Consider the following 12,173-nt stretch of genomic DNA (forward strand, 5'->3'; position numbering starts at 1 on the left):
GCCATCTGCTATCTCGACGAGGTTGTCGAAGCGCGGCAGGACACCACCGTGGTCATCCACCCCCTGACCGACAACCGCCGCGTGCTGCCGCTGGAGAAGAAGGGCGAGCTGGTGCATGCCCACCCGGATTTCCAGATCGTCATCTCCTACAACCCCGGCTACCAGAGCCTGATGAAGGATTTGAAGCAGTCGACCAAGCAGCGCTTCGGCGGCCTGGACTTCACCTACCCCGAGCACGCCATCGAAAGCGAGATCGTCGTCCACGAATCCGGCGTCGCCAAGGACGTGGCCGAGAAGCTGGTGTCCATCGCCGAGCGCAGCCGCAACCTCAAGGGCCATGGCCTGGACGAAGGCCTGTCCACCCGCATGCTGATTTACGCCGGCAGCCTCATCGCCAAAGGCGTCGATCCCAAGTCCGCCTGCCGCGTGGCGCTGGTCCGCCCCATCACCGACGACCCCGACATGCGCGACGCGCTGGATGCAGCGGTGAGCACGTTCTTCTGATGGCGGTGTTCTTCAACGCGGAGGCATGACCCATGGCCATCAATCTCGACGACTACGCCGATTACCTCGAAGACCTGTCCGAGCACACCCAGACCGTGCTCAAGTCGGCGTGGCCCGACGCCACCAAGGCGCTGAGTCCGCGCGGGCTGGACAACTATCTCAAGGGCGCGGGTGCGCTGCATGGCCTCGGCAAGGGCGATTCGCTGGTGGAGAACTGGATCGACAACGCCCCGCTGGTGGCCAAGGAAGTGGGCGAGGACGTGGTTGGCGAACTGGCCACGGCGGCGCTCACACTGGCCTCCAAAACCTCGGGCGCGGTGATCGAACTGCTGCTCGCCACCGCCCCGACCGCGGCCAACCGTCTGGGCGATGCCGAGCTGTTCAGCAAGTATCTGCAGTTCATCAACACCCTCATCGCCCAGGCCCCGCGCGGCGTGCGGCCGATGCTGGGCAAGATCGATGTGCTGTTCCAGCAGCTCACCCTGGGCGGCTTGCGGCGCTGGGCGCTGTGGGGCGCGCACGCGCATCGCACCAATTACGAAGAGCAGATTCTTTACTTCAGCCTGGAGAGCAAGGAATCGCTCGCCATGCTGCAAAAAGAGCGCAAGGGCACGCTGCTGGTGGACGTGCAGCGGCGCATCAATATGTATTTGCGCGCGCTGTGGGGGCGGGACTTTTTCATGCGCCCCACCTCGGGCGACTTCGAGAACCGCGAGGGCTACAAGCCCTATATCGAAGACTATCTGCTGCACCTGCCCGACGCCTACGACGACCACGGCGGCGTGCCCGGCCTGGAGCTGTACCGCGCCGCCGCCGCGCATTGCGCCGCGCATGTGGTGGAGACCCGAACGCCCATTTCCGCCGAGGCGCTGAACCCCTACCAGATGGCGGTGATCTCCGTCATTGAAGATGCGCGGGTGGAAGCCCTCTCCATCCGCCGCTTCCCCGGCCTGAAGCAACTGTGGGCCCAGCTGCACACGGCCACGCCGGAGATGACGGCCACCGTCGGCGACTATCTCAACCGCCTCGCCCGCGCCCTGCTGGACGACAGCTATGCAGACGCTGACCCGTGGGTCGCCGAGGGCCGCGCGCTGTTCGCGCAGACCCACGACCGCCTGCACGACAACCAGTTGTCGTGGGACATCGGCGTCACCCTCGCACACAAGCTGCAGGCCGACAAACGCATCCCCTTCAACGCCCGCAACGACCTGCTCACCGCGCCCTACCGTGATGACAACCGCTACTTCTGGGAGTTCGAGGAATTCGATTTCAACAAGGCCGCCAATGCCGGCTATGAGTCCGTCAAGCAGGTGCGCAAGCATGTCAGCGTGATGGACATGGCGAATGAGATCGACGTCGAGAACGCCGGCGACGACGCCGAGGAAATCTGGGTGCTCGACACCGAGCTCTTCCCCTACGAAGACATGGGCAAGAGCTTCAACGAGATGGAGGGCAAGGAGCCGGTTTCCGAACCCTTCCATTACTCGGAATGGGACTACCAGATCCAGCTCGAACGCCCGGCCTGGGCCACGGTGCTGGAGCGGCGCGGCAAGCTGGGCGACCTGGCCGCCATCGACGCCATCACCACACAGTACAAGCGCGAAATCCACCGCATGAAGTTCCTGCTCGACGCCATGCAGCCGCAGGGCGTGCAGCGCATCCGCAAGCTCGAAGACGGCGACGAGATCGACATCAACGCCGCCATCGCCAGCTTCATCGACATGCGCATGGGCCAGCAGCCCGACCCGCGCGTCATGATGCGCAGCGTGCGCAAAGTGCGCGACTTCTCCATCCTGGTGCTGCTCGATCTGTCCGAGTCCACCAACGACAAGGTGGCGGGCCAGGACTATTCCGTGCTCGACCTCACGCGCCAGGCCTGCGTGCTGCTGGCCGACGCCATCAGCAAGGTGGGCGACCCCTTCGCCATCCACGGTTTCTGCTCCGACGGCCGGCACGACGTGCAGTACCTGCGCTTCAAGGACTTCGACCAGCACTGGAACGAAGAACCCAAGGCGCGCCTGGCGGGCATGACCGGCCAGCTCTCCACCCGCATGGGCGCGGCCATCCGCCATGCCGGGCACCATCTGCAACTGCAGAAGTCCGCGAAAAAACTGCTGCTCGTCATCACCGACGGCGAGCCCGCCGACATCGACGTGCGCGACCCGCAATACCTGCGCTCCGACACCAAGAAGGCGGTGGAGGACGTGGCCAAACATGGCGTCGTCACCTACTGCATGAGCCTGGACCCGCGCGCCGACCAATACGTGGTGCGCATCTTCGGCCAGAACAATTTCATGGTCGTCGACCACGTGCAGCGCCTGCCGGAAAAACTGCCGCTGCTGTACGCGGGGCTGACACGGTAATCTGCTGATTCACCCATGGATCCGGGTACGATAGTTGCACCATGTCACAAGCTGCAACGCACCTTCGCTACAAAGCCGACGCACTCAGCGCCGTGTGTCGGCAGTACGGCGTGCGCAAACTCTCGGTTTTCGGTTCTGCCGTGCGTGAGGATTTCCGGCCAGACAGCGATGTGGATGTGCGGGTCGAATTCAGCCTGGCGAGCGCGCCGGGGTTGCTGCATTTCGCTGTGATGAAAGCGGAGCTGGAGCAGGTTTTCGGCCACGAGGTCGATGTCGCGACTCCTGAAATTCTGCGCAACCCATACCGCCGCGCAGCGATCACCAAAGATCTTGTAGCCTCTATGTCGCCTGAATTCCGCGACCCTGCCCCATCTGTGGGACATGCTCGACGCGGCACTTCAAGGCACCGAGATCGTCGCTGGAATTATTTTCATCGGATACCCTGCGCAAACTCGCTCTCGAACGCGCGCTGGAAATCATCGGCGAGGCTGCGCGCCGCATCCGCGCGCCAACCCGCCAAGCGCACCCGGAGATTCCCTGGAAACTGATCATCGGGCTACGAATATCCTGGCGCATGAAGACGGACGCATCGATCATGTGCAGCTCTACCGCATCGCGACAGAGGAGCCGCCAGACTTGGTGGCCCAGCTCCGACAGATCCTCCCCGCGGGCGCAGAAATAGCGTGAACAGGCCCTAAACAACACCCACCCATGGACAAATACGTCGGCCTCGATCGGGACAAACACGGCATCACCCAACTCGGACGGGTCGTGCTGGATGCGCGGCTGTTCGGCCTCATCCCCGACACGCAGGACTGCGGCGGCTGGGATATCGGTCAGATGCAGGCGTTGATGGACAAGGTCGACAAGGAGTGGGACCGGTACGGCAACCTCCCCAGCAGCCTGCCGCCCGAGCTCGCCGAGCGCCACGCCCGCATCTACGCCGCGGCCATCACCCGCGCCAAGGATGAGGGGTGGGACGCGGAGTTGGGTGACGGCGAGTGATGCCGCTGCCGTGTGCGGCAAGCGCGCGTTGGAACGCTGCTTGAGCGGTCAGGCTCCGTCGGGAGGTGCCGGACGCTCGTCTCCACGGCGACGCGCATGGAAATTCAGCACCTTCGCCGGCCCGTCGATCCGTTGTTTCGCGGCCAGGGCCTGCAGCGCGAGATGGAGTTCGCGCGGCAGGCGGCGCATGGCTTCGACGCCGCTGTCTTCGTAGCACACGGACTCGAACGGCACCGGCGCGTCCAGAGCGCTGCGCTCATGGGCGTGGAAGCCCTGCCAGGCGAGCATCACCCAGCTTTTGGTGTGGCTGTCGAGAAACACGAACTCGGTGGCGTCGAGGATGGCCAGCACCTGCATGAAGCGCACGGGCACGAAGGCCACGCCGCTGGGGCTGCGCGCTTGCAGGGTGCGGGCGAGGTTGTAGGTGGCGGCGGGCAGGGTGCGGCTTTCGCGGGCAAGGGCTTCAGCGCGATAGACGGTGATGTCCATGGTTCCTCCAATTCAGCAAGGACGGGGCAAATCATCAAGGAACCGAGGCCGGCGCATGGGCTACGGCTGCGCTTTTGGCTTTGCAAGATTCGTACCCCAGGTGGCACTGCGTGTCAGCGAGATCTGCTACCAGCATGCGCGCTCAGGGCGTGTCTTGCAGCAGCCGCTCCAGCATCAGCGCGCGTTCCTCGTCGCTGACGATGTTGCCGAGCAAGGGCGAAAACTCGGCGGCGGCCTCGTGGTTCAGCAGCAGCACGTCCACCAAGGCGGCCACGGGGGTTTGCGCCGGGTCCACCAGCAAGGCCCAGCGCACCGAGCGATGGCGCGCATCGGGCGTGACACGGCCGATCCAGCCGATGGCTTCGAGCGCATTCAGCAGCGGCTGCAGGTGCAGCGGGTCGCAGCGCAGGCTGCGGGCGAGGACCAGGGTCTCGCGGCCGACGTCGGGCGCCTTGCGCGCGGCGGCAAGCTGACGCAGCAGCTTCAGCACCAGAAGAAATTCGCCTCCCGCCACGGCCTGCGGCGGCAGGGCGCGTACCCGCAGCAGCGGCAGGAATGCGGCCAGCATCGCGCCCAGCAGCACCACCATCCAGCTCCAGTAAATCCATATCAGAAAAATGGGCAGGGTGGCGAAGGTGCCGTAGACGGCGGTGAACGTGGGCACGCTGGCCACATACCAGGCAAAGGCGCGGCCGGCCAGGTCGAAGCCGATGGCGGCGAACAATCCTCCCGCCAGGGCATCGCGCCACTTCACCTCGGTGTTGGGCACGAAGCGGTAGAGCGCGCCGATGGCCGCACCCATGACGGCCCACGACAGCAGCGTGAGCAACACACCCGTACCGCCCGGAATGTGGTGCAACCAGCCGCGATGCGCCGCCATCAGCGCTGCCGACGCCGCCAGTCCGGTGCCCAGCACCAGCGGCCCCAGCGTGATGCCGGCCCAGTACAGCAGCACGCGCTGCGCGAGCGGGCGCGGGCGGGCGGTGCGCCAGATGGCGTTGAGCGCCTTGTCCACCGTCAGCATCATCGAGGTGGCCAGGAACACCAGCCCGGCCACGCCCACCGCGCCCAGGCCCTTGGCCTTGGCGGCGAACTGGTTGAGATAGCGGAATACGGTTTCGGCAATACCTTGCGGCAGCAAGGCGTGGGCGAACTGCTGCTGCAGGTGGTCCTGCATGCGATGAAAGGCGGGAAAGGCGGTGAACAGCGACAGGCCCACCGCCAGCAGCGGCACCATGGAGATGAGGGTGGTGAACGTCAGGCTGCCGGCCGTCTGCGCCAGGCGCTCCTGGCCAAAGCGCTTGATGAGCAAGTGCAGGCTTTGGGGAATGTCGGGCGGTCGATAGCGGGGGCGCATAGGATTGCGGCATGCATGAAATCTTGATTCTGTATTACAGCGTACATGGTGGCACGCACGCACTGGCCGAGGCCACGGCCCGGGGGGTGGCCGAAGTTCCCGGCATGCTGCCGCGGGTGCGCACCGTGCCGCGCGTGGCGGCGCTCGTGGAGCATCCCGAGCCGCCGGTTCCGCGCGAAGGCCCGCCCTATGTGGAGTTGGCCGACCTGGAGGAATGCGTCGGCCTGGCGCTGGGTTCGCCCACGCGCTTCGGCAATATGGCCGCGCCCATGAAGTATTTCTGGGACCAGACCTCCGCGCTGTGGCTTTCGGGGGCGCTGGCGGGCAAGCCAGCCGCCGTGTTCACCTCCACCGGCAGCCTGCACGGCGGGCAGGAAAGCACCTTGCTGTCGATGATGCTGCCGCTGCTGCATCACGGCATGCTCATCGTCGGCCTGCCTTATGCCGGCGAGCCGGACGTGATGAGCACGCGCAGCGGCGGCACGCCCTACGGCGCCAGCCATCACGCGGGGCACGACTCCAGCCTGGCGGCCACCGCCGAGGAGTTGCGCCTGGCCACCGCGCTGGGGCGTCGCCTGGCGGGCGCGGCGCGCAAACTGAGTGCTCCTGCATGAGGCCCGGGCGATGAATCCGCAAACGCTTCAAGGCGACGCGCAGGCCAGCGACTCCCGCTTCGCCGCCCCCGCGTGGCGGCGGGCCAACCTCACCCTGTGGGCCGCGCTCATCGTGCTGTGCCTGGGCTGGGAGCTGTGGTGGGCGCCGCTGCGTCCCGGGGGGTCGTGGCTGGCACTGAAGGTGCTGCCACTGCTGGCCGCCGCCCCCGGCATGTGGCGCGGCCGGCTCTACACCTACCAGTGGATGAGCATGCTGGTGTGGTTCTACCTGACCGAGGGCGTGGTGCGCGGGCTGACCGACCCGCAGGCGCTGTCGCGCATGCTCGGCTGGGCCGAATGCGCGCTGGCCCTGGCCGCCTTCGGCATGATGGCCGCCACACTGCGGGCGCATGCGCACGGGCCGCAAGCGACGGCACGGGCTGCGCAAACCGCTGCTGCCAGTGCCGATTTGCGCGCCGAGGCGCCTGCTGGTCGTCGCGTCGATGCGCCAGCCCCTTCGCCCTCCGCGTCCGATACGAGGCCATGAGCCCGCCTGAACGCATCCGCTTCCTCGACGCCATGCGCGCCCTGCTCGGGGCCAGCCAAGTGTTGGATCACGCCGCAGACCTTGCGCCCTATGCCACCGACTGGCGCGGCCGCTACCACGGCAAACCGCTGGCCGTGGCGCTGCCGGCCGACACCGCGCAGGTGGCCGAGGTGGTGCAGCTTTGCGCCACGCATGGCGTGCCCGTCGTGCCCCAGGGCGGCAACACCGGCTTGGTGGGCGGCGCCACGCCCGACGCCAGCGGTGCGCAACTGCTGCTCTCGCTCAAGCGCCTGAACCGCATCCGCGACCTGTCCGCCGCCGACGGCGTGCTGGTGGCCGAGGCCGGCTGCGTCTTGCAAAACGTGCAGGACGCCGCGCAGCAGGCCGGCCTGTTGTTCCCGCTGAGCCTGGCCGCAGAGGGCAGCGCCACCATCGGCGGCGTGCTCTCCACCAATGCCGGCGGCACCGCGGTGCTGCGCTACGGCAATGCCCGCGCGCTCTGCCTCGGGCTGGAGGTGGTGACACCGCAGGGCGAGGTCTGGAACGGTCTGAGCGCGCTGCGCAAGGACAACACCGGCTACGACTTGCGCGACCTGTTCATCGGCGCCGAAGGCACGCTGGGCATCATCACCGCCGCCAGCCTGCAACTCTTCACGCAGCCACTGGCGCAACGCACCGCGCTGGCGCTGGTGGCCCACGCGCAGGACGCCGTGGACCTGCTGCAACAGGCACGCGCGGCACTGGGCGCCGGGCTGACCGCCTTCGAGCTGATGAGCACGCACAGCCTGCAACTGGTGCAGCGCCATTTCCCGCGGCTGCGCCTGCCCCTGGAACTGAGCACGCCCTGGTGCGTGCTGCTGGAACTGTCCGACAGCGAGAGCGAGACCCATGCCCAGGCGCGGCTGGAAGCCGTGCTCGGGGCGGCGCTGGAACAGGGCAGGGTGGCCGATGTCGCCGTGGCCCAGAGCCTGGCGCAGGCGCAAGGCATGTGGGCGCTGCGCGAACACATTCCACTGGCCCAGGCGCAGGAGGGGTTGAACATCAAGCACGACATCGCCGTGCCCATTTCGCGCATGGCCGCCTTCGTCGAGAGCACGGCCGAACTCGTCACCCAGGCTTTGCCGGGCGCGCGCCTGGTGGTGTTCGGGCATTTGGGCGACGGCAACCTGCACTACAACGTGCAGGCACCGATCGAGGGCGACGCGGCGGTGTTTCTGGCGCGCCACCAGGAGACCTGCAACCGCATCGTGCACGACGCCGCGGCGGCCTGCGGCGGCAGCTTCTCCGCCGAACATGGCGTGGGCCAGCTCAAGACCGAGGAACTGCTGCGCTACAAAAGCCCCGTCGTGCTGTCCATGATGCGCGCCATCAAAACCGCGCTCGACCCGCATGGGCTGATGAACCCGGGCAAGGTGATCCGGCCATGAGCCCGGCTTCCTGGAGTTGCTGATGGCACCGCCCGAGCCGACGCTGGACCCGGCGCTCGACCCAGAGGCGCCGTTGCCCGCGATGCCTGCCGACGGCGTGGCGCCACCGCCTGCGCCGCCCTCAGGGCCACCGTCTTCGAAACCGCCGCCCTTGCCGCCCTCGGCGCCTGGTCCTGCCCCGCTGCGCAAGGCAGCCTGGCCGTATCGCCTGCATGCGCGCTTGGCCGCAGCCTTGCGCTGGCTGATGAAAATGTGGCGCGAGCAGGGCCCGCAAGTGCTGGCGGCGCTGCTGGCGGCCAGCTGCGGGGCCCTGCAGGTGCGTCCGCAGTTCTTCCCGCTGCTCACTGCTTTGCACGGGCTGCTGGAGCATGGCGCCGATACCATCGCGGGCGTGGCCAACCTGGCCGTCATTCCGCGCGTGCTCATCGGCTTCGGCCTGATGCTCATGGCCCTGGGCCTGTTGCTGCGCGCACGCGTGGCCTGGGTCATCACCCTGCTGCTGGCCTTGCTGTCGGCGGGCCTGGCGCTGTGGTACGCCCACAAGCCGAACACCGTGTTCGTGATCGCCGCGCTGCTCATCGTCGTGCTGGCGGTCTACGCCAGGCGCTTCGACCGCAGCAGCCTGGCAGCGAGTTCGCTGTTCGCGCTGCTGGGCATTGGCAGCCTGCTCATTTACGGCGTGCTCGGCAGCCTGTGGTTCGGCGCCGGCTATACGCCGCCCATCCACACGCTGCCCACGGCGTTTTATTACGCCGTGGAAACCATGTCCACCGTGGGCTATGGCGACATCGTTCCCCGAACGGTGGAAGCGCGCATGTACACCGTCTCGCTGATTGTGTTGGGCATCACCGTCTTCGCCACCACCTTGTCGGTGGTCATTGGGCCGCTCGTGGGCGGCAGCTTGAAACGTGCTCTGGAGGGCAGGATGCACCGCGAAAATCGCCGCAACCATTACGTCATCATCGGGGTCTCGAGCCTGGCCTACACGCTGTGGAAAGAGCTGCGTGGCCGCAACGTGCCGGTCACGATCATCGCTCCGCCCGGCAAACCATCGCCCTATCCGGATGATGCGGACGTCATCGTCGGCGACGCCACCCGCAGCGAGATTCTGGAGCAGGCGGGCGTGCCCCAGGCCAAGGCCGTGCTCACCCTGCGCGACGACGACGCCGAGAACGCCTTCGCCGTGCTCGCGGTCAAGGAGTTGGCGCCAGGGGTGAAGACCATCGCCGGCGTGAACGACGCCCGCCATCTGGCGAAAATTCGCCGCGTGCAGCCCGACATGCTGTTCGCCCCGCAGGTGCTGGGCAGCGACCTGCTGGTGCGCACCCTGTTCGACGAGCCCATCGACAACGACACGGTCTCCAAGCTGCTGTTCGCGCAGAACTGAAGCGGGCTGCGCGGCGCGCGCGGCCCGCGCCTGATGGCCCCGCGCCGCGCTCTGCCGCAATCCGCCAACCCGCCCTTGCGCTGGTGCACCGCATCGGCCTATCAAGAAGCGTGTGCGGCGGGCCCACGGCGGCCGGAGCGCCAGGTCTGGGCAAGCCTTGATGTCGATCAAGGAAGTTTGAAACATCGCGCGCATACTGGGCGCGTTATTCCACATTTTCCGGGAGAACGGCGATGCGGACCCGTGAGCAGATTCAGGCGGTGCAGAAGGCGGAGTTGGAGTTCATGGCCGGCATGGCCGAGAAAGTCATGCATGGCTTCGAGCAAGTGGCCCGGCTCAATCTGCAAATGCTGCGCGATGCCACACACGACGGCGCCGAGGCCATGCGTGCCGCAGCGTCCGCGCGTGACGTGCCGGAGTGGATACGAGTCCAGACCGGCAATCCGGCGCAGGCCAACGGTCAGAAGGCCTTGGCCTATGCCCAGCGACTGGCTGAAATTGCCGGCACGACCCAGGCGGAACTGGCCGATGCCATGAACCAGGGCCTGTTGCGCATGCAGCAAGCCCTGCGCGAGACCATGGCGGCCGACAACAGCAAGCGTCCACATGCGCCGGGAAGCGCAGGGCCGCTCCCGAGTTTTCTTGGCAGCCACGGGTCGAGTCCGCTTGCGGACCCCTGGGGGCGCACCCCGGCGGCAAGCCTGATGCAAAGCTTCATGAACTTCACCACGCAGGCTCTGGAGGCGATGCAAGAGTCGCAGGGCAAGGCGGTCAAGATCATGGCCGACAACACACGGAATCCGTCACAAGCGGTGACGAAACATGCTGCAGCGCCACGCCCCCACGCGCGCAAGCGAGCGGCCTGAAACGCGGTCATGGCCCGCCTTCCTGGCCCGTCACCTGGGCGTAGAAATGCCTTGTGGGGTGAATGGGTTGCATGGCCGGAGGCATTGACTCGGCACCGATGTTTTGGCTTGCAAGCTGGCGCGGATTCGGGTGGAGCGGACGCTGCCCCAAGACCGAGGCGCGCATCGGCTCAGGAGACATGCATGACACGACTGGCTCTGATCACCGGCGGCACGCGCGGCATTGGCGCGGCCATTGCCCGGCGCTTGCAGCAAGACGGCTGCCGCGCCGCCGTCATCTATCGTGGCAATGAGGTGGCGGCGAAGGCATTCAGGGATGCCACGGCCATCGCCGCCGACCCATGGGACGCCAGCGACTTCGACGCCTGCTTCAACATGATGGCCGCCGTGGATCCCAAGGTGCTGGAAGGCGTCGTCGCGCAAATACCGGTGGGCAGGCTGGCCCAACCCGCCGAGATCGCCCACGCGGTGGCGTTTCTCATCGACGAGCAGTCGGGCTTCATCACCGGCTCCACGCTGAGCATCAACGGCGGGCAGTATCTGATCTGACCGCAGAGGCCGGGTCGAACCGACCCCGTGCGATGCGCAACCGCATTGTGTGTTTTTTGAAAGGAGAGTTGACATGTCGCATCGCCACGCCGTCGTCTGGGTCGATCATGCCCAGGCTCATGTGTTGTTCATCGACGCCGAGGACGTTGAAAAGGCCATCGTCGAGGCCGCCGGAAATCCCCATGTGCATCACAAGCGCGGCACCATCGGTCCAGGCAAGGCCGAGGAAGACCAGCCCTACTACCACGGCATCGCGCGGGCGCTTGCCGATGCGCAGGAAATCCTGATCACCGGCCCCGGCCAGGCCAAGCTGGCACTGTTCAAGCACATGCTGCACCACGATCCGGCCGTCGCGCAGCGTGTGCTGGGGCTTGAAACCGTGGACCACCCGACGGACGGCCAGCTTGCCATGCACGCGCGACAGTACTTCAGGGCCAAGGATCGCATGCTGGGCGATTTTCCCGGAGCAGGCCCCGGCTCCACCGGCATGGCTGAAGAGGCCGCGCCGGGAAAGCCGAAGAAGACCAGCAAGAGCCATGCGGCGGAGTCCAAGCGCGCGCCGAACCACAGGCCATCCTGAAAATTCCAACCCCAAACAGGTCACGACCCTGCCGCCCTACACCAAAATCCTCGTTTCCCTCGACGCCAGCAGCACGGCACAGGCCGCCGCAGAACAAGCCATCGCGCTGGCTCGGGGGCACAAGGCTGCGGTGCGCTTTCTCAGCGTGATCGACAACAACGGCTTCATCGGCGCCGTGCCCAGCCTGCTGCAGGCGACGGACAACGATGCCTGCCTCATGCTGGACGGCTGGATGAAAAAGGCCACGCAATGGGGGCACGACGCCTGCACCGCGATCGCCGAAACCGAGCCGCAAAGCCCGCGCGTTGCCGATGCCATCGCGGCGGATGCGAAAGCATGGGACGCCGATCTCATCGTCATCGGCAGCCATGGCCGCAGCGGGGCGCACCACCTGCTGCTGGGCAGCGTGGCCGAAGGCGTGGCGAGGGTCAGCCCGATTCCCGTGCTCATCGTCCACCCGCTACGCCCGTCCGCGGCCCGAACTGCCGGAAACCCGCCCGGATCCG

Annotated in this window: 14 protein-coding genes and 1 pseudogene; 13 read left to right on the plus strand and 2 right to left on the minus strand. The window is 66.8% G+C overall.

Annotated features, from left to right (window positions below):
* The 5 genes from ACYCUK_RS08420 to ACYCUK_RS08440 form a co-directional block, all read left to right on the plus strand.
* Positions 1 to 504, plus strand: a 504-nt coding sequence (locus tag ACYCUK_RS08420) for a CbbQ/NirQ/NorQ domain-containing protein (protein WP_461594345.1), incomplete at its 5' end; no start/stop codon positions are given.
* Positions 505 to 536: 32 nt separating this feature from the next.
* On the plus strand, positions 537 to 2,867 hold the full coding sequence (locus ACYCUK_RS08425) for a nitric oxide reductase activation protein NorD (RefSeq protein WP_461594346.1): 2,331 nt from the start codon (positions 537 to 539) through the stop codon (positions 2,865 to 2,867).
* A 41-nt stretch (positions 2,868 to 2,908) separates the two neighbouring features.
* Positions 2,909 to 3,415 carry a nucleotidyltransferase family protein gene (locus ACYCUK_RS08430; protein ID WP_461594347.1) on the plus strand — a complete coding sequence of 169 codons (507 nt, stop codon included), beginning with the start codon at positions 2,909 to 2,911 and terminating at the stop codon, positions 3,413 to 3,415.
* A complete protein-coding gene (locus tag ACYCUK_RS08435; protein WP_461594389.1) occupies positions 3,343 to 3,549 on the plus strand; it encodes a hypothetical protein in 207 nt (68 codons plus the stop codon). The genes ACYCUK_RS08430 and ACYCUK_RS08435 overlap by 73 nt, the downstream gene beginning before the upstream one ends.
* A 29-nt stretch (positions 3,550 to 3,578) precedes the next feature.
* Entirely contained in the window at positions 3,579 to 3,872 is a 294-nt protein-coding gene (locus ACYCUK_RS08440) for a hypothetical protein (RefSeq protein WP_461594348.1), read from the plus strand.
* Between the two features lie 48 nt (positions 3,873 to 3,920).
* On the opposite strand, the gene ACYCUK_RS08445 is transcribed toward ACYCUK_RS08440, so the two are convergent.
* A complete protein-coding gene (locus tag ACYCUK_RS08445; RefSeq protein ID WP_461594349.1) occupies positions 3,921 to 4,361 on the minus strand; it encodes a hypothetical protein in 441 nt (146 codons plus the stop codon).
* Positions 4,362 to 4,503: 142 nt separating this feature from the next.
* Positions 4,504 to 5,718: a YihY family inner membrane protein gene (locus tag ACYCUK_RS08450; RefSeq protein ID WP_461594350.1), complete on the minus strand. Its 1,215-nt coding sequence runs from the start codon at positions 5,716 to 5,718 to the stop codon at positions 4,504 to 4,506.
* 11 nt (positions 5,719 to 5,729) lie between these two features.
* Here ACYCUK_RS08450 and wrbA point away from each other — a divergent pair, with 11 nt between their 5' ends.
* The 8 genes and pseudogenes from wrbA to ACYCUK_RS08490 form a co-directional block, all read left to right on the plus strand.
* Entirely contained in the window at positions 5,730 to 6,332 is a 603-nt protein-coding gene (gene wrbA / locus ACYCUK_RS08455; protein WP_461594351.1) for an NAD(P)H:quinone oxidoreductase, read from the plus strand.
* Positions 6,333 to 6,342: 10 nt separating this feature from the next.
* A complete protein-coding gene (locus ACYCUK_RS08460; protein ID WP_461594352.1) occupies positions 6,343 to 6,858 on the plus strand; it encodes a DUF2069 domain-containing protein in 516 nt (171 codons plus the stop codon).
* A complete protein-coding gene (locus tag ACYCUK_RS08465) occupies positions 6,855 to 8,285 on the plus strand; it encodes an FAD-binding oxidoreductase (RefSeq protein ID WP_461594353.1) in 1,431 nt (476 codons plus the stop codon). The genes ACYCUK_RS08460 and ACYCUK_RS08465 overlap by 4 nt, the downstream gene beginning before the upstream one ends.
* A 22-nt stretch (positions 8,286 to 8,307) precedes the next feature.
* Positions 8,308 to 9,672, plus strand: coding sequence for a voltage-gated potassium channel protein (kch, locus tag ACYCUK_RS08470; RefSeq protein WP_461594354.1), 1,365 nt, complete (start codon positions 8,308 to 8,310; stop codon positions 9,670 to 9,672).
* Between the two features lie 233 nt (positions 9,673 to 9,905).
* Positions 9,906 to 10,538 (plus strand): TIGR01841 family phasin, encoded by a 633-nt coding sequence (gene phaP, locus ACYCUK_RS08475; protein WP_461594355.1) that lies wholly within the window; start codon positions 9,906 to 9,908, stop codon positions 10,536 to 10,538.
* Between the two features lie 183 nt (positions 10,539 to 10,721).
* Positions 10,722 to 11,087, plus strand: coding sequence for an SDR family oxidoreductase (locus tag ACYCUK_RS08480; RefSeq protein ID WP_461594356.1), 366 nt, complete (start codon positions 10,722 to 10,724; stop codon positions 11,085 to 11,087).
* A 73-nt stretch (positions 11,088 to 11,160) separates the two neighbouring features.
* Entirely contained in the window at positions 11,161 to 11,667 is a 507-nt protein-coding gene (locus ACYCUK_RS08485; protein ID WP_461594357.1) for a translational machinery protein, read from the plus strand.
* A pseudogene (locus ACYCUK_RS08490) lies at positions 11,624 to 12,112 on the plus strand (universal stress protein); the annotation flags it as partial. The gene ACYCUK_RS08485 and the pseudogene ACYCUK_RS08490, both read left to right, overlap by 44 nt.
* Positions 12,113 to 12,173 lie beyond the last annotated feature (61 nt).

The organism is Thiomonas sp. (genome assembly GCF_054608695.1).

Bases quoted from the DNA above. Each gene is read 5' to 3' on its own strand.
- ACYCUK_RS08460 (WP_461594352.1), top strand. From the start codon at position 6,343: ATGAATCCGCAAACGCTTCAAGGCGACGCGCAGGCCAGCGACTCCCGC.
- kch (WP_461594354.1), top strand. From the start codon at position 8,308: ATGGCACCGCCCGAGCCGACGCTGGACCCGGCGCTCGACCCAGAGGCG.
- ACYCUK_RS08440 (WP_461594348.1), top strand. From the start codon at position 3,579: ATGGACAAATACGTCGGCCTCGATCGGGACAAACACGGCATCACCCAA.
- ACYCUK_RS08450 (WP_461594350.1), bottom strand. From the start codon at position 5,718: ATGCGCCCCCGCTATCGACCGCCCGACATTCCCCAAAGCCTGCACTTG.
- ACYCUK_RS08425 (WP_461594346.1), top strand. From the start codon at position 537: ATGGCCATCAATCTCGACGACTACGCCGATTACCTCGAAGACCTGTCC.
- ACYCUK_RS08485 (WP_461594357.1), top strand. From the start codon at position 11,161: ATGTCGCATCGCCACGCCGTCGTCTGGGTCGATCATGCCCAGGCTCAT.
- ACYCUK_RS08465 (WP_461594353.1), top strand. From the start codon at position 6,855: ATGAGCCCGCCTGAACGCATCCGCTTCCTCGACGCCATGCGCGCCCTG.
- wrbA (WP_461594351.1), top strand. From the start codon at position 5,730: ATGCATGAAATCTTGATTCTGTATTACAGCGTACATGGTGGCACGCAC.
- phaP (WP_461594355.1), top strand. From the start codon at position 9,906: ATGCGGACCCGTGAGCAGATTCAGGCGGTGCAGAAGGCGGAGTTGGAG.
- ACYCUK_RS08480 (WP_461594356.1), top strand. From the start codon at position 10,722: ATGACACGACTGGCTCTGATCACCGGCGGCACGCGCGGCATTGGCGCG.
- ACYCUK_RS08430 (WP_461594347.1), top strand. From the start codon at position 2,909: ATGTCACAAGCTGCAACGCACCTTCGCTACAAAGCCGACGCACTCAGC.
- ACYCUK_RS08445 (WP_461594349.1), bottom strand. From the start codon at position 4,361: ATGGACATCACCGTCTATCGCGCTGAAGCCCTTGCCCGCGAAAGCCGC.